At 40.1% G+C, this 16,377-nt stretch carries 16 protein-coding genes; 3 read left to right on the plus strand and 13 right to left on the minus strand.

The genetic code is table 11. The annotated features are described in order from the left end of the window. Entirely contained in the window at positions 1 to 309 is a 309-nt protein-coding gene (locus HGJ98_RS03145; RefSeq protein ID WP_291349571.1) for a co-chaperone YbbN, read from the plus strand. Positions 310 to 428: 119 nt separating this feature from the next. On the opposite strand, the gene HGJ98_RS03150 is transcribed toward HGJ98_RS03145, so the two are convergent. The 5 genes from HGJ98_RS03150 to HGJ98_RS03170 form a co-directional block, all read right to left on the minus strand. Beyond that, a complete protein-coding gene (locus HGJ98_RS03150; protein WP_291349572.1) occupies positions 429 to 653 on the minus strand; it encodes a MoaD/ThiS family protein in 225 nt (74 codons plus the stop codon). A gap of 66 nt (positions 654 to 719) precedes the next feature. Further along, positions 720 to 2,444 (minus strand): aldehyde ferredoxin oxidoreductase family protein, encoded by a 1,725-nt coding sequence (locus HGJ98_RS03155; protein ID WP_291349573.1) that lies wholly within the window; start codon positions 2,442 to 2,444, stop codon positions 720 to 722. An 87-nt stretch (positions 2,445 to 2,531) separates the two neighbouring features. Then, entirely contained in the window at positions 2,532 to 3,083 is a 552-nt protein-coding gene (locus tag HGJ98_RS03160; RefSeq protein ID WP_291349575.1) for an SGNH/GDSL hydrolase family protein, read from the minus strand. Between the two features lie 35 nt (positions 3,084 to 3,118). Then, a complete protein-coding gene (locus tag HGJ98_RS03165) occupies positions 3,119 to 4,081 on the minus strand; it encodes a metallophosphoesterase (protein ID WP_291349576.1) in 963 nt (320 codons plus the stop codon). 127 nt (positions 4,082 to 4,208) lie between these two features. Then, the gene (locus HGJ98_RS03170) at positions 4,209 to 4,529 is read right to left on the minus strand and encodes a heavy metal-binding domain-containing protein (RefSeq protein ID WP_291349577.1); all 321 of its coding nucleotides are present in this window, start codon (positions 4,527 to 4,529) and stop codon (positions 4,209 to 4,211) included. Between the two features lie 192 nt (positions 4,530 to 4,721). Between HGJ98_RS03170 and HGJ98_RS03175 the strand changes: the two genes are divergently transcribed. Together HGJ98_RS03175 and HGJ98_RS03180 are read left to right on the plus strand one after the other, a co-directional pair. Next, positions 4,722 to 5,132, plus strand: coding sequence for a 4Fe-4S binding protein (locus HGJ98_RS03175; protein WP_291349579.1), 411 nt, complete (start codon positions 4,722 to 4,724; stop codon positions 5,130 to 5,132). Further along, complete coding sequence (locus HGJ98_RS03180) at positions 5,132 to 6,883, plus strand: aldehyde ferredoxin oxidoreductase C-terminal domain-containing protein (RefSeq protein WP_291349580.1); 1,752 nt, start codon at positions 5,132 to 5,134, stop codon at positions 6,881 to 6,883. Before HGJ98_RS03175 ends, HGJ98_RS03180 begins: the two co-directional genes overlap by 1 nt. Before the next feature lie 229 nt (positions 6,884 to 7,112). Here the strand turns inward: HGJ98_RS03180 and HGJ98_RS03185 are convergent, their stop codons facing one another. From HGJ98_RS03185 to rlmN, 8 genes are all read right to left on the minus strand, one after another. Then, on the minus strand, positions 7,113 to 7,292 hold the full coding sequence (locus HGJ98_RS03185) for a hypothetical protein (RefSeq protein WP_291349581.1): 180 nt from the start codon (positions 7,290 to 7,292) through the stop codon (positions 7,113 to 7,115). A 149-nt stretch (positions 7,293 to 7,441) separates the two neighbouring features. Further along, a complete protein-coding gene (locus HGJ98_RS03190; protein ID WP_291349582.1) occupies positions 7,442 to 8,098 on the minus strand; it encodes a superoxide dismutase in 657 nt (218 codons plus the stop codon). Positions 8,099 to 8,354: 256 nt separating this feature from the next. After that, positions 8,355 to 9,992, minus strand: a complete 1,638-nt coding sequence (gene hcp, locus HGJ98_RS03195) for a hydroxylamine reductase (protein WP_291349583.1) — start codon at positions 9,990 to 9,992, stop codon at positions 8,355 to 8,357. Positions 9,993 to 10,192: 200 nt separating this feature from the next. Next, positions 10,193 to 11,548 carry a TrkH family potassium uptake protein gene (locus HGJ98_RS03200; RefSeq protein ID WP_291349584.1) on the minus strand — a complete coding sequence of 452 codons (1,356 nt, stop codon included), beginning with the start codon at positions 11,546 to 11,548 and terminating at the stop codon, positions 10,193 to 10,195. Positions 11,549 to 11,971: 423 nt separating this feature from the next. Continuing rightward, complete coding sequence (locus HGJ98_RS03205) at positions 11,972 to 12,328, minus strand: hypothetical protein (protein ID WP_291349585.1); 357 nt, start codon at positions 12,326 to 12,328, stop codon at positions 11,972 to 11,974. A gap of 131 nt (positions 12,329 to 12,459) precedes the next feature. Then, complete coding sequence (locus HGJ98_RS03210; protein WP_291349586.1) at positions 12,460 to 13,830, minus strand: C4-dicarboxylate ABC transporter; 1,371 nt, start codon at positions 13,828 to 13,830, stop codon at positions 12,460 to 12,462. A 215-nt stretch (positions 13,831 to 14,045) separates the two neighbouring features. Next, on the minus strand, positions 14,046 to 15,074 hold the full coding sequence (locus HGJ98_RS03215; RefSeq protein ID WP_291349587.1) for an aminotransferase class I/II-fold pyridoxal phosphate-dependent enzyme: 1,029 nt from the start codon (positions 15,072 to 15,074) through the stop codon (positions 14,046 to 14,048). 31 nt (positions 15,075 to 15,105) lie between these two features. After that, positions 15,106 to 16,170, minus strand: coding sequence for a 23S rRNA (adenine(2503)-C(2))-methyltransferase RlmN (gene rlmN / locus HGJ98_RS03220; RefSeq protein ID WP_291349636.1), 1,065 nt, complete (start codon positions 16,168 to 16,170; stop codon positions 15,106 to 15,108). Positions 16,171 to 16,377: the final 207 nt, after the last annotated feature.

Raw genomic sequence — 16,377 nt, forward strand, 5'->3', positions numbered from 1 at the left:
ATGATCAAAGAAATATTCTCGGGTAAACTGCCTGCTGTTTTAAAAAACCCTACTCCCTTTGCGCTAGAATTTGGCTCGGACGAATCACCAGACAGCCAACGACTTCATTCTATCTTAGAACAAATTTCCGATAGTCTTCATGAAAAAGTAGAAATATATCGAGTTAATGTCGACAAAGTTCCAGAAGTTCAAACTATGTATGAAGTAAAGGATCTTCCTACTATGATTCTCTTCAAGGACGGCGAACCAAAAGACAAAATGATCGGCTATCATTCGGAGCACGAAGTACACAAGTTTCTTACTCAGTAAAGAAAACAACAAAAGTGCACTTTAGTTTTATTCATAGTGGTGCCCAAAGTGGAATGGGGGTCTGATAGTATAAAAGAGGAGACTAGCGAGCTAGTCTCCTCTTTTGATAACTATACCTGTTACATGCCTCCGACAGGAGGAGAAAAAGCAACAATATCATGGTTTTTTAAGATTTGTCCAAATTCAGCTTGACAACTGTTAACCATGCAGATCGCGACTTTATCTAATGGCAAGTTGTGTTGATGGATTATATCAATTACACGACTGTTTTCCTCTAGTACAGTCTTTTTTTCTTCAAAACGGCCTTCACGAAGGTCTCCAAAAAGCTTTACATTAACTTCCATTTTCATTCGCCTCCTTATTAAGAGAGTATTTTATTTCCGCTCAATCGTATAATTCTTTTGCGGATTCTAAAATTGAAACACCTGATCAAGCTCTTCACCAGTAAAATCCCAGGTAACATTATGCGGAGGTACAGGTTCACTGAAGAATTCAGGTAAACGATCATCCTTGTTTGTAAATCCAGCTGCTTGGTTAAAAGCCCTTTCCGTTTTAAGAATATATCGTCCCTGATCAAACCAGTCGTCTACAGACCAGTTCGTGCCATATTGAGCATTGATCATGTCAATAAGGGCATGTGAGACTGGTTCATAGTCTAAGATCGCAAATGCTGTGAAGACACATAGACCTGCACTATCAACGGAGGCAGTAGCAATTTGCAAGTTCCTCGAAAGTTCAATCTGACCCTCTTTACCTAAGGGATCTATGCGACCACCCACATTCAAAACATTTGAAGTAACGGAATACCCAGCTGTATGGTCGGCACCCATGGTAGTCGTAGCATAGGTTACACCGATTCCCTTGACCGCCCGTGGATCATAGGCCGGTATACTTTGATGTTTAACTGTAGGAATCCGGGTTACCCCAAAAGCTCGGCCTGTAAAATCAGCACCATTCCCCAGGATCCGGCCCAAAGGAGTACCTTCCTTAATTTCTTCTTTGAATAATTTCAGGATTCCAGGACCATCCCCCCAAGGAAGGATACCCGCTTCCATCGCCACCATCATCGTCCCGGCAGTCTCAATGGTGTCAATACCAATGTCATCACAGATCTGATCGACATGAGCAATAATATCTAGATCGTCTACGGTACAACCTGCTCCAAATCCCCAAATGGTTTCGTATTCAAAACCAGAGGTTAGGTATTTATGGTCTTTATCATTATACGTTTGCGAGCAACGAATCACACAACCGACATGGCAGCCATGAGTGGGATCTCCCTTTCTATCCATGATGGTATCGTACATGGTTTCACCGCAAATCTTTTCGGCACCCTCGAATTGGCCCATTCTGAAGTTCTTAGTAGGTAGTCCCCCAGCCTCATTAAGAATGTTGACGAGGACGTTGGTTCCATATTTAGGCAGGGCATTCCCGCTGACAGGGTGACTAAGCAAACCCTTATTAAAGATTTTGGCTGCTTTTTGAAACGTTTCCTTGTCGAGAACTTCAACCCCTTCTCCGTCGTTATCATCGAGGGTTATGAACTTGATCCGTTTGGATCCCATTACCGCACCAAGCCCACCCCGTCCTAGACTTCTAATATGGCCTTTGGGATCCTTTACCGAAATATTTGCGGCGGACATTTTATATTCTCCAGCCTGCCCAATAGTGAGTACTCCGGTATTTTCTCCATACCTTGAAGTCAAAGTATGGATTACTTCATAATTGCCCTTTCCTAGGAGTTCATTCTCTTCTTTTATTTCCACTCCCTCTTTGTGAACATGAAGGCAGTACCATTTATCTCCGTCTGGGATGTCCTCAATGATCAGGGCTTTTACGCCAAGCTTCGCTAATCTTTGGGCTGCAGTTCCCCCCGAGTTACTCTCCTTGATCCCTCCCGTTAACGGGCTTTTAGCACCAGCCGATAAGCGTCCCGCGTTAGCCGCCATGGTACCTGTCAGTAACCCTGGAGCAAAAACTAATTTGTTCTTGCTCCCTAGGGGATGACAGGTTGGTTCAACCTCCTTGGCGATAATAACCGAAGTTAGCCCTCTGCCTCCAAGAACCTTCCACTCATCAGGTACTTCTTCGACAACAAACGAGAGCTTTGCCATGTTGACTCGATATATTTTCACTATTAAACCCTCCAAGAGTCACAAATTTTGTGAACCCGTCCAGTTTCACATACCCTATTATTTGGCGTAACCACTTGGACTATTCTCTTAGGTGTTCTTTAAGTAAATTATTAAATCATTAAGAGCTGTTTGGCCCATTAATTTATAACCCTTAAGATTCGGATGCACTTCATCCACAAAAAGCTCAGATTCTTCGCCTGCCTCTAAGCGCTTCAGAAAGGGAGTATAGAAATCAATCTGCAACAAGCCTTTCGTTTTCACAAAGTTTTTTAGCCAATCTCTATATTGTATCAAAAAAAACTCCTCTGCTGGCACTAAGGATGGAAGGGGCAATCCGAGGATAGGGATGATCCCGGCCTCCTTGCTTATTGATACCATTTCCGTAAAATTTGGGCTTACCTTTTCTAAGGGATAGTTTGCATAAGCATCATTAGTTCCACCAAGGATGATAACATGGGTCGGATTAAAGGATAGTACATCACGTCGGAAGCGCTCAAGGATAATCTCAGTCAAGTCCCCATTGATACCTTTATTGATGACCTCACATTTAAGTTCCTGAGCCAAATAGGTTACCCAAGACTCGTTTTTGGTATAAGGATATCCTTCCGTAATAGAATCTCCAATGGCAACGATTCTCATATTCCGTCCGCTTACTCCTTTCATGAACCATTTAGTTAGATTGATGCTGGAGGAGTATTCTCGTTATTAATCTCTTGTGTAAAGATCCATGAATTTTCTTTTAGATCCCGTCCTTTTATAACAACCTGATTCCCCTTGACTTCCACATATAAGCCTTTGATGAGAGGCTCTCTTGTCCTGCTTTGCTTTTGAGGGTTCCGTATAATAGTGTAATGAACTGCTCCGGTATGAACCTTCGTATAGGGTTGATTTAGTACAACACTCTTCTCTGTCAAATCAGCATGTGTATGGGAGGTGAATAGTATAACCTCCGAATATTGAGATAGGACTTTTTTGATTTCATCACTTTGATCTGATCCTACCCATCCGTTGTTGGAATTACTATTCAATGGTTGATGATGAAAAACAAAGATCGGCTTGCCCTTTTCATAGTTCTCAGCCAGTTTAGCAATTAGCCACTGTTGTTGTTCGTATGAAATATAAGATCTTATAGAATCAAGGGTCTGAGAATTTCCGTCCTCTGACCCCAAGGATATAAAATGGTAACCATTAAGCCAAGTGTCATGATATACCCTATCTTCATCTGCAAAATCAAGGTAACGATTAATAAAAGCGTTTACATCTTGGGGGCTGTTTTTTTCTATCTCATAATTAAAAAACTCATGGTTTCCAATATTACAAATTATCGTTTTAGGCAGCAAGGATTGATTTTTTTGCAGAATCCATTGGATTCGATTATATTGTTTCTTAATCCCTTGATCTACTGTATCGCCATTTAGTATTAGGGCATTTATCCCTGGGTTTATATGATAAAGATCTTTGATCGCTTTCTGAAGACTAACGGTATTGCCATGAACATCTCCTAAAACTGCAAACGATAAATTGTAATTGGAAGCTTGTGAGTTTGCAGCCTTGTCCGGTGGTATGACCTCATCGTTGTTGAGTAGCGATAGTCCAGTAATAAATATAATACAAAGTATCAGAAAACTTCTTTTCATACTTAATCCATCCTTAAATGAGATCAAACGTTAAACTGTCTAAACATAGTAAACCGGTTAAGATGTGTCAAACATCCTTAACCGGTATTTAAGATTCGTTTTAATGCTAGTATTTTACACTAGGGTTTTACTCTATACGTACCGCAGTACCTGAGGCACTAACCATTAACATGCTGCCGCTTTGGCCGATGACTTCATAATCCAAATCAATACCTACAACCGCATTAGCGCCTAGCCTTGCTGCTCGTTCCTCTAATTCCTTTAGGGCAATATGTCGTGCTTCCTGTAATTTTTCTTCGTAAGCACCAGAACGACCACCAATAACATCTGTGATGCTTGCAAAAATATCTCGCATGATGTTGGCACCCATAATAGCTTCTCCGGTAATTACGCCAAAATATGATGTAATTTTTCTCCCTTCAACTGACGGTGTGGTTGTTAGAATCATGATTTGACCCCCTATTTTTCTATTACTTTATATGATTATAGACTATATTCCATGTCTTAACAATGAATAGGGTCCCCGGATCATCTCCAAAAAATTATAGAAATAGGGACAAATAATTATTATGTAACTGGAATATTGTAGTATACTTGGATTATCAGATCATCTATAACCGAAACTTTGCTGGAGGTTACTATGAGAGTATTAAGAGCAGTTGAAATGAACCGCTGTATTGGTTGCTTATCCTGCATGATAACTTGTGCAGCGGTTAATCAGCAGGACCATTCTATCCTGAAGAGTGCTATTCGTATTAAAACAAGCGGAGGACTCACTGGTAAGTTTATTGGGATCGTCTGTCAAGGGTGCAAAGATGATGTACCCTGTGCAGAAGTCTGTCCATCAGGAGCACTTGTAAGACGTCAGGCCGGTGGGGTTTTACTAGATAAAGACAAATGCGTAGGATGCGAACGTTGCGTAACTGCCTGCACAGTCGATGCAATTCATTTTGATACCGACATTAAGAAGCCAATTGTCTGTAAACATTGTGGTGTATGTGCGCGCTTTTGCCCCCATGGTTGTTTACAGTTAATTGAGGAGGTGCAATAATGTTCTACGAAAAAACCACTAAGGTTTTATACATAGACCTCTCAACAAGTAAGATCGAGATCAAGCAACGTACGGATTTGTCCGAGTTTCTTGGTGGAGTCGGCCTAGCCTCGAAACTGCTTGAAGAAACTATGCGGCCTGAACTCCCCCCTCTTGCTTCAGAACAACCTATGATATTAGCAATCGGCGCAATCTCTGGTATCTACCCGCTTATTACGAAGACAGTGGCCATGTTCATTTCCCCTCTGACGGGTGAATTGGGAGAAAGCTATGCTGGAGGCAGACTGGCCTTAGCTTTATCGATGGCAGGGTTTGATGCGGTTGTGATCCATGGCAAAGCGCCTCGGCCTTCATACATCGCAATTGATGGAGGAAACGTTACTATTAAAGATGCCCGACCAATATGGGGAATGGATTCGGATGTAGTTGGTCAGTTCCTTCGGGATTCAGGAGAAGCAAGCGGCAAGCGGAGCATTCTGAGAATCGGGCCTGCTGGGGAAAAAATGGTCAAGTTTGCAAGTGTTTGTGTTGACACCTATCGGCATTTTGGCAGGCTAGGCCTTGGCGCCTTAATGGGAAGCAAGCTTCTTAAAGCAATTATAGTTACTGGGGATAAAACTACTAAAATAAAAGACTTTAAAGATTATTTCAAAACCTACCAAAGTATTTTTAAAGCAGTGACTGATACTGACCTGATGTCTAAATATCACGACTTAGGGACAACGATTAATGTTAAAGTAATCAATGCTTTAGGTGCTTTGCCCACCAAGAATCTGACGGTTAATCGCTTTGAGGGTGCTGACCAGATAAGCGGAGAAGCCTTTGGCGAAAAAAATCTTGTCCGTAAGATTGCTTGCACCGGTTGCCCAGTCGGCTGTATCCATATTGGTCAATTTCGGAGAAAATTCGATGAAGGTTACGATTATGAATCTGTGAGCGTTGCCTATGACTATGAGCTAATCTATTCGTTAGGCACATTACTTGGAATTAGTAAGACAGATGACGTTTTACAACTCATCGAAGCAGTCGAAAAGACTGGCATGGACGCCATTTCAACAGGTGTTGCTTTAGCTTGGGCAACTGAAAGCCTAATGCAGGGTATTGTGACCGAAACTGAAACCCTGCTACCCCTTACGTTTGGAGATACTGAAAATTATTATAAAGCTATCCTAAATCTAGCGAGCCGTATAAATCCTTTTTACCAAACTCTCGGGGAAGGAACTCGTTTTGCTGGTGCCGCCTATGGTGGTGAAGAGTTCGCTCTTCAAGTTGCAGGTAATGAAATCCCAGGGTATCACACGGGATATGCAAATTTGACGGGTTTAACCGTTGGGGCTCGGCATTCACATTTATGCAATGCCGGTTACGCTGTCGATCAATCTATTAAAACCTTTGACGAAAAGAAAGCCGTCGCTTCACTCTTTGACGAGGAGCTAGAGCGATGCCTTCTAAATTCCCTGGTCATCTGTCTCTTCGCTCGAAAACTATATAATCGGGAGACTGTACTAAAAGCCCTGCAGGCTGCAGGTTATCCACTGACTGATGATCACCTAACAACAATTGCCAAACGGATTTACTCAACAAAACTTCAACTCAAAGAAAAATTAGGGTTTGATCCTCGGAAGGTTGAATTACCAAAACGATTTTTTAAAACTCCAAGTATGCATGGACCGCTAGATTCATCCGTCGTCGAACGCATGATTAATCACTATGCAGAGAAATGTTCGCAATTACTCGCAGAAAAAATCTAAAATTATAGTTGCACTTATGCTTGGACGACGAAGACACCGTCTTCGCACGGGTTAAGCCTTCTTGCAGTATAATAACGAAGTTTTAAACTTTCTGACAGTACAAAAAAAACGAATGTCTGCCTGTAATGAGGCTGACATTCGTCTTTTGTTTTGTCGCAGAGGATATGTACACGTTGGTGTAAGTCGAGGGCGCAAGTCGACAACTGTCCCCCAACACCAACTTACATTTTTAGTGAACCAGAAATGGTCTTACATCTTCAAGGGCTTTTCGTAAGCCCTCTATTGCTTCCTCACTCATTCTTCCTGAGTTACGCATCCTTTCGAGTAGTTCATCAGGGCTGATCCCCTGGTTTTTCATTGTGTTAATGATCTCTTTTTCATCTCTGGTTAAATCTTCCCATTTTCTCATAGGTAACACACCTCCATGTTCTAAAACAGTGTACTGCAACTGCTTAGTTCATAGCTTTTGAGTTATAGTATTTTTCTATGTATAGTAAGTACTTAATTCTTAATCTTTTTTAGGATAGGAACATAAGCCGACCTCGAACATGATTCTAGTTAAGTAATAATGAGCGGCATTTGAACTGAAAGGGCAAGGTTTATACGTTTTTCTGCCATAGCCCAATTAACAATTTGCCACCAAGACCTAACATAGTCCTTGCGTTTTGAAAGATAGTCCAAATAATAAGCATGCTCCCATAGGTCCATTACAAGAATGGGGATGCTACCTGCTTGAAAGAGATTCTGATGTTTCTCGATTGTGAGGATCTCTAAACGACCCCAAGCCGGCTGCCATACTAACAGTGTCCAACCAGACCCTTCTACATTTATAGCAGCCTCACTAAATTGCTCCTGAAAGGCAATAAAGCTTCCGAAATAATTCGCAATATATTTGTGTATTTGAGCTCCGGGAGTTTCCCATCGATTCCTCATAGGAGACATAGAGGTCCAATAAATGCTATGGAGAATATGACCGGAACCGTGGAAGGCAATTTCTCGCTCCCAATGTTTTATTAGGCTATAATCTCTTCTTTGCCTAGCCTCTACTAGTTTTACTTCTGCTTTATTCAAACCTTCCACATAGGATTTATGATGCTGACTATGATGAATTTCTAGTAATCTTCCGCTTATAACAGGTTCAAGTGCATTGTATGCATAAGGTAATTTAGGTAACCGATGTTGACCAAGGGGTACCGTTAAATACGGATACTGCATGAACAATCCCTTCCCTTTCCCATAAGGCGTTAGCTATTTTACTTAATTTCATATGTGCTAATCCATTAAGAAATACCTACCTTACGCGCTTTTGGGGCAGAAAGTTAGAACGTGTCAGGGGGACGGTCCTTTTGACACGCAATTCCGTGTCAAAAAGGACGTCCCCCTAACACTCGCTGACACGTTATAGTAAAATGACTGCCTTCGGGGTAGAAGGCAGTCCCATTTATGCTGGCTTTACATTGAAAGCATTCTATTATGCCATGAACATTTTGATATCATCATCAACCGTGGAGATGCCTGCTATCCCAAAGTTTTCAACTAAGACTTTGACAACATTCGGGGACAAGAAACCTGGAAGAGTTGGTCCTAAGTGAATGTTTTTCACGCCTAAGTGTAGCAAGGCTAATAACACGATGACTGCCTTCTGCTCATACCAAGCAATGTTATACGAAATTGGAAGTTTGTTAACATCATCCAGCCCGAAGACTTCTTTAAGTTTTAAGGCGATAACGGCTAAGGAATAGGAGTCATTACATTGTCCTGCATCAAGGACTCTAGGAATACCGCCGATGTCCCCAAGGTTCAGTTTATTGTATTTGTATTTAGCACATCCTGCCGTTAGGATGACGGTGTCTTGAGGTAAGGCTTTAGCAAAATCGGTGTAATAGTCACGGCTCTTCATGCGGCCGTCGCAGCCTGCCATAACGAAGAATCGCTTAATGGCTCCTGATTTTACAGCATCAACTACTTTATCAGCAAGGGCCAGGACTTGGTTATGAGCAAATCCACCAAGGATTTCACCGGTCTCTATCTCCGTTGGGGCTGGGCAGCTTTTAGCATGGGCAATCAGTGCCGAGAAATCTTTAGCCTTTCCATCGGCGCGATCAGCGATATGCTTAACCCCTTCAAAGCCGACAACGCCTGTGGTGTAGATGCGATCTTTGTAAGAGTCTTTTGGTGGAACGAGACAGTTAGTGGTTAAAAAGATTGGGCCATTAAATGAGTCAAATTCTTTATCTTGTTTATACCAAGCATTTCCGTAATTGCCCACGAAATTATCATACTTCTTAAAGGCAGGGTAGTAATGGGCTGGGAGCATTTCTCCGTGGGTGTAGACATCTACTCCTGTTCCTTGGGTTTGAATGAGCAATTCTTCGAGATCTTTCAGATCGTGACCGCTGACTAGAATTGCTGGATTTTTCCTAACCCCAATGTTGACCTTGGTAAGTTCTGGGTTTCCGTAAGTTGTAGTATTAGCCTTATCCAAAAGGGCCATAACGTCCACACCATATTTCCCGGCTTCTAAGACAAGAGCTACAAGATCACCAGCTTCTAGTGTATCGTCAAGGGTCGCTGCCAAGGCTTTTTCAATGAATGCGAAGATACCACTTTCTTGATACTCAAGAGTATATGCATGCTCGGCATATGCAGCCATTCCTTTTAAGCCGTAGGTGAGCAATTCTCTTAGTGAGCGAACATCTTCATTTTCCGTGGCAAGGATACCAACTTCGGCAGCTTTCTTTTCGAATTCCCCGACAGGTGCAGTCCAAGTAGCTGCATCATGTAAATTTCCAGGAATTGTTCCGCCCACTCTAATAATTGCTTGTTTAAGATCTTCACGAAGTATGAGTCCTTCTTGAATTCGATGTATAAAACGATGTTTATCGAAGTTGGCATTGGTAATTGTACTAAAAAGACTTTCCATAATGAACTTTTCAACATCCTTGCGAACAAGGTGAAGTCCCCGCGCTTGAATGGCATAAATGGAGATTCCTTTTAATGTGTAGATTAGAAGGTCTTGCAAATTCGCAACATTTTCAGTCTTCCCACAGACCCCTTTGATGGTGCAACCGGTTCCCTTAGCTGTTTCCTGACATTGATAACAAAACATAGATTAACAACTCCATTCTTTTTTTATATTTGACGCCTTACCGCGTCTTGGTTTCGTTGGTTCATTTGGTTCGTTGTGTTCCATGGCTTTATACTATCACTATCAATGCCGCTAGTATGTGATTTGGGTCACGGTTCCGCCGTGATTTATTGACAATAAAAAACGCCGGGAACGTCCCGGCGCTTAGGCTTAATGATATTTCAACCAATAATAACTCTTTCCTCTGGAAGATGATAAGACTCTTTATTGTTTTTGCCACTTATAAACAAAAGGGCACTTAAAATTCCAATTCGACCAATAAACATTAAAGCTATAATTACATATTTACCTGGTGTAGATAATTCAGTTGTAAACCCCATTGATAAACCAGTTGTACCAAAAGCTGAACAAACCTCAAATATTATTCCAATGAGCGAATATTGTTCAATACTGTCCAATAAGATAATCGCAGTAATCACCAACATTATTGATGTAGAGAATACAACGAAACTTTTCATGATATCCTCTGTGGCTAATCTTCTCTTAAAAACACGCACTTCTGATTTGCCTTTTGAGAACGTAAAAATTGACAACAATACTACTGCAAACGTTGTGGTTCTAATGCCACCACCTACACTCGATGGAGACGCCCCAATAAACATTAAAATTGAAATAATGAATAACGTCGGTGTACTAAATATATTAACATCTAATGTCGCAAGACCCCCATTTCGTGGAGTAACCGAAAAGAACAACGAATGGAATACCTTTTCATGCCAAGGAAGGTTTGCCATAAATAGATCTTTTTCCAATAAAAAGAAGCTTAATGCTCCAAGTAGAATTAAAATAAAAAAAATCGATGTGGTAAGTTTTGTATATAAAGAGAAACGAAAATCAGGGTATTTCTTTGCAAGTTTAGTTCTTATCTCAATTAACACGGGGAAACCCAATGCCCCCAGTATTAACAAGATCATGGTTAATGTCTGTACAAAGTAGTCTTGGGAGAAGCGATATAATGAATCACCAAATATGTCAAAACCTGCATTAGTGTATGAAGATAGAGCGTGAAATAAACCAACGTAATATGCTTCGTACCATGTGGTTTCATATCCGCTTAAATAAAAGTATGTACCAAAGATAATTGCGCCAACGAATTCTATAGTTAAAGCAAAACCTAACACCAACCTGATGGTTTGCACCACGCCTTTAATATTTCCCCTATTCTGGTCAATCATTATCAGTCTACGATGTGTTAAGCCGATCTTTCTTCCCATCATAACGTAAATGAATGTCCCAAGAGTCATTAAGCCAATTGCCCCAAACTGCAAAACTATCATAAGCATAAATATTCCAAACACACTAAAAGTATCTACTATGCTAACTACTGAAAGACCTGTCACTGATATTGCACTTACTGATGTAAACAGTGTGTCAACGAAAGACAATGTGACCCCTTGTTTTAAAGTAACAGGCAGAGAAAACAGAATCATAGCAACAAATGTTGCCAAAAAGTAACTGATAACAATAAGCTGTACAGGAGTTAGCTCAAGCCTCTTTTTCAAAAAATTACGTTTCAAATCTATCTTAATCACTCAGCTTTCCGGCCCACTAATTTTAGAAACTCTGGGGGATATATGAGGTTTCTGATTTTAACTAAAATGATATTACTCCTAAAAATTTGATTTGTAAAGAATACTATATTTTTTCCTTATCAGATTGACAAAAACTCGATATAAAGATATCCTAGATATAACCTAACTTATCTGAATTGTCTGATTCTTGTATGGGAAAGGGGACTAATTATATGCGTGTAATAAGTTCTATATGGGAATTCTTGGTTTACTTTGGAACTTGGCTTTGGCCTTATGATGAACAGACAGAATTTCAACGTTGATTGACATGGTTTTATCTAACAGTGTTTACCTACAATGTTATCGCAACAAAAAGACATGGACAAAAATTTGTTCATGTCTTTATAATATCCAGCTAGAATTAATTTTCTAAATGCAATTATTTAGGTATTCTAGAAGTTCAATGAAAGAGGTTTGGGTCGTTTCTGGAGCAAGAATAAGCTCAAAATAAATAATTCGTTCCGCTGGGTTAAGATCAGATGTTATATTAACAATAATTCCATTGCGAAATAGCCAAGTAGCTTTAAGTTTAGAAATCGTTAATTGAGCTTCCTTTTCAAGAACGGGAATAATATCATGGTTTTCTTCCATCTTGAATTCCCGACAAAACTTCACCTTATTTAAAGACGCGAACGTGACATGATATGGAACCAAGCAAATCTCTCTTGTTTCTGTGTACCTATTTATCATAGCCACACTTGCATTACCTATAGATAAACCTTGCATTATTTCTCCCTCCGCATTATACCGACATTCGAATTATATTTGGGTTCATAATCCCTTTTTATAATCAATACGAATCCCCTTTTCTCTAAAAGGGGGTCTAGGTTAGTATTTCATAAAAAAGTGAGTGTTGGTTATAACCATCCAATAATTCGGAACACAGTCAAAATGAAAAGCATGACCGTCGAAGAAATTATGACATATAAGCCATTCCAACGAGGCCCTACGTGGATAGGAGACTGACCTGTCAACCCTGATAAGGCAATAACCGTCGCTGATGAAGGCGAAATTGATATTCCCATCGCCCAGCTAACAGCTAAAACAAGGGCTAGGTAAGTCGGAGTAACTCCATAAGCAGCTGCCTTTACCGTTCCTCCAATTATCGTAACAGGAATAATTGGGTGAATGCCTAAAGCAGACAGCATTAGAATACTTAGAACAATGACAATAGCAAGAAATAAGGCATTTTGTCCGACTAAATTGGATAAAACAAAGGATATATAGTTTCCCAAGTGGGAGTAGTCGATGCTGGTTGCCAACAATCCTGCTCCCATAAAAAGAACAATTTCATTTTTTAATTTTGGGAGACCGTGGAAATACACCCAGAACTCTTTTATTAAAATCTTCAAACGTCCAATAAATCCAAGCCACAGAACTGGAAAGATTAAGGATGCAATAGAAACGACTATAACGGTATGTATCCCGGTAATAAATGAAAGTCCCGCAATAGCAGAAATTAAAATAATACTGAATGTACTTAACTCAATTATTTTTTGCATATCAAATTCAACATGAGGTTCCTCATCAATGGAAGTAAAATCCTTACCCGCTTTCGTTTCTTCATGCATTGTCATAAAGTATCCGACCAAACCAGCAATGACTCCGCATAAAATTGCATAAGGAAAAAACAAAGGCCAACTCGCGCCGCTCAATTGCACGATAAGTGCTATGGCAGCTGTTGTAGGTGCCCAGATCGTGCAAGTCGCAAAACCTCGGACAATTGCTGAGCTTAGTAACTTTTTATTAGAACGTTTACTACTGGCCTGACTAACCTGAAGAACTAGGGGTACTACAGCCAAATTAACTAAGACTCCAACAAAAGCAGACACGAAACTTACGAGCAAATAAAATCGACTGTTAGAATAAATATAACGTCTAAACACACCTTGCAAAGCTTCAAAATATCCCCCATGCTGAATAGGAATACCTAACAGCGGTACTAGAGTGAACATAACGACTAAATATATGTTTTCTTGGAAAGCTTGCTGCCAAACGATCAGAGGAGCATCATAGAATAGAAAAAGACTTATGCTTAAGCCAAATGACATAGAACCAATAAGCAAACTGGTACCCGAAACTGCAGTAAAACTAAGCACAATTACGACTAGCAAAATTATGAGATTGATTTCTTGTATTAGATCTGATTGTATAAATAGATTCACTAAGAATAAAATCGCTATGTTAAACGTGAGTATACTGCGAATTCGGGGAAAAAAATCCGTCATAACTGAACTCCTCGACTGTATTTTTCGCTTTTCATAATTATATCATGTTTTTCACAAGCTGTTTCCAAGCATACCAGTCAAATAAGGAGACAGTTCGTCGTTTAGGTTAGAAACGACGAATTGTCCCCCTGTTTTGACCTATTTTAGGTCATTTATCCAATATTAAGGCTCCCACTTCTTGTAAGTGGGAGTGCCTCTTACTCGATTTTCAGCTCTTAGTTGAACGAGTTCACTATATCCTCGATAAAAGCAGAAACAGCCTCCTCTTGTGTAGCCCAGGAGGTAACGATGCGGATGGCGGAATGATCCGTATCGATTTTTGCCCAAATATAAAAAGAGTACTTTTCCTGAAGTTTTTCGATTAACCAATTAGGCAAAATCGGGAAGATTTGATTGGAGGTTGAGTGCGTCAAAAATGTATATCCAGCCCGGCTGATTTCATTTCTCAGCAACCTTGCCATAGCATTAGCGTGTCTTGCCAGATCAAAAAATAAGTCATCTTTAAAAAGTTCTAGAAACTGAATGCCAAGGACTCGACCTTTGGCAAGCAGTCCCCCTCTTTGCTTAATGTAAAATCGAAAATCCTCGTTAAGAGAATCCTTACAGATCACTAGAGCTTCCCCCAGCAGGGCACCATTCTTGGTTCCACCAATGTAGAAAGCATCAACCAATGTAGCTAAATCAGACAGTTCGATATCATTCTCTTCCGAACATAGAGCCGATCCTAAGCGTGCACCATCAAGGTAAATATATAAATTGTTTTCCTTACAAAACTGACTTAGCTGTTTAAGTTCACCCTTTGAATAAATTGAGCCAATCTCCGTTGGATTGGAGATGTAAACTAGTTTTGGCTTTACCATGTGTTCGTCCGTGTGTGTATCCAGGACAGTTTTGATATGAGCGGGGGCAAGCTTACCATCTTTAACTTCGCACGATATGATTTTATGCCCTGTAGCTTCAATAGCTCCGGTCTCATGCACAAGAATATGACCGGTGTTGGCCGCAATCGCTGCTTCGTGAGGTCTTAAAAATGCGGAAATAACCGTGAGATTCGTTTGGGTTCCGCCGGAAAACAAATGAATATAGATGTCATCACGCTGAATTCTTTGTTTTATCAAGTCTATGGCTTCAAGGGAGTATTTATCCTCTCCGTAGCCTGCCAATTGTTCGAGGTTAGAGGCTATTAGTGCATTTAATATCCTAGGGTGTGCTCCCTCGCTATAATCGTCCTTAAAACTATACATCCTTCTTGCAGATTCTCCTTTTCTCTAACAATTAATCCTGATGTGCTTTGACTTGTTTACTTCGTAATTGTCCACATGCAGCATCGATATCTCTTCCATGTTCAAGACGAATACTGCAGTTGATACGTTGCTTTTTCAGAATATCATAAAAAGCGAGCATCGTTGCATGGTCACTTCTCTGGTATTGCTGGTGTTCATCCACTGGGTTATAGGGTATTAGATTAACATTTACGAGGGGTTTTACAGATTTAATCAAGTTTGCAAGCTGCCATGCGTGCTCTTTATGATCATTCAGATCCTTAATTAAAATATATTCTAACGTTATCCTGCGATTCGTTTTAGCTAAGTAATACTCAATAGCCTGAATCAAACTTTCTATAGGATAGACACGATTAATTTTCATAATTTGTTCTCTAAGTTCGTTTGTCGGCGCATGTAAGGAGATGGCAAGGTTTACCTTCAAATCACTATCTGCAAACTCGTAAATTTTTTCGACTAAGCCGCTGGTTGATATAGTGATATGTCTACCAGGTATGGACAGTCCTTTGTGATCTTTAATGATTCGCAAGGCGTTAGCTACATGATCATAATTATCAAAAGGTTCGCCGATTCCCATCACTACAACATGACTTACAATGTCACCATGATTGGCCTTATCCATGTCTTGTTGAACCTTCATGATTTGTTCAACGATTTCACCACTAGATAGATCACGTTGTTTTATCATTAAACCACTCGCACAAAAGCTACAGCCGATGTTGCAGCCTACTTGAGTCGTGACACAAACAGATAAGCCGAATTTATGTTTCATGAGGACTGTTTCAATCAGATGATCATCCTGTAATTTGAATAAATATTTGATCGTTCCATCCGTCGATTCCTGCTTGATATGCTCACATAAGGTTTGGATGACAAAATGGTCCTCTAATAAGTTCAGACAATCGTGATTAACATCCGTCATTACTGAAAACTTTGTTACCCTTTTCCTATAAAGCCAATCCCAAACGTTTAAAGCTCGGGATTTTTTATGTCCATGCAACATAAGCCATTCAATCAGTTGTTCGAGCGTCAATTCATAAATGGACTCTTTTTTCATTCCATTCTTAACCTCTCTAAAAACATTGTATAACAATGCCAGAGTTCTTAACTTTCCGGTTAAGACTCTGGCTTAATCACTATATACTATAACTTTAGAAGTTTGGTTTTAGATTATTACACTAAACCAGAACCCCAGAGTTGTCCATCTAAGAAATGAGTAATAACTAGGTTAATTATACCATAACTCTTCATTTCTAGGCTACTA

It is taken from the genome of Desulfosporosinus sp. (assembly GCF_014237355.1).
In the GTDB taxonomy this organism is placed as follows: domain Bacteria; phylum Bacillota; class Desulfitobacteriia; order Desulfitobacteriales; family Desulfitobacteriaceae; genus Desulfosporosinus.

Coding starts and splice junctions, on each gene's coding strand:
- HGJ98_RS03145 (WP_291349571.1), top strand. CDS start 1: ATGATCAAAGAAATATTCTCGGGTAAACTGCCTGCTGTTTTAAAAAAC.
- HGJ98_RS03150 (WP_291349572.1), bottom strand. CDS start 653: ATGGAAGTTAATGTAAAGCTTTTTGGAGACCTTCGTGAAGGCCGTTTT.
- HGJ98_RS03160 (WP_291349575.1), bottom strand. CDS start 3,083: ATGAGAATCGTTGCCATTGGAGATTCTATTACGGAAGGATATCCTTAT.
- HGJ98_RS03165 (WP_291349576.1), bottom strand. CDS start 4,081: ATGAAAAGAAGTTTTCTGATACTTTGTATTATATTTATTACTGGACTA.
- HGJ98_RS03170 (WP_291349577.1), bottom strand. CDS start 4,529: ATGATTCTAACAACCACACCGTCAGTTGAAGGGAGAAAAATTACATCA.
- HGJ98_RS03175 (WP_291349579.1), top strand. CDS start 4,722: ATGAGAGTATTAAGAGCAGTTGAAATGAACCGCTGTATTGGTTGCTTA.
- HGJ98_RS03180 (WP_291349580.1), top strand. CDS start 5,132: ATGTTCTACGAAAAAACCACTAAGGTTTTATACATAGACCTCTCAACA.
- HGJ98_RS03185 (WP_291349581.1), bottom strand. CDS start 7,292: ATGAGAAAATGGGAAGATTTAACCAGAGATGAAAAAGAGATCATTAAC.
- HGJ98_RS03190 (WP_291349582.1), bottom strand. CDS start 8,098: ATGCAGTATCCGTATTTAACGGTACCCCTTGGTCAACATCGGTTACCT.
- hcp (WP_291349583.1), bottom strand. CDS start 9,992: ATGTTTTGTTATCAATGTCAGGAAACAGCTAAGGGAACCGGTTGCACC.
- HGJ98_RS03205 (WP_291349585.1), bottom strand. CDS start 12,328: ATGCAAGGTTTATCTATAGGTAATGCAAGTGTGGCTATGATAAATAGG.
- HGJ98_RS03210 (WP_291349586.1), bottom strand. CDS start 13,830: ATGACGGATTTTTTTCCCCGAATTCGCAGTATACTCACGTTTAACATA.
- HGJ98_RS03215 (WP_291349587.1), bottom strand. CDS start 15,074: ATGTATAGTTTTAAGGACGATTATAGCGAGGGAGCACACCCTAGGATA.
- rlmN (WP_291349636.1), bottom strand. CDS start 16,170: ATGAAAAAAGAGTCCATTTATGAATTGACGCTCGAACAACTGATTGAA.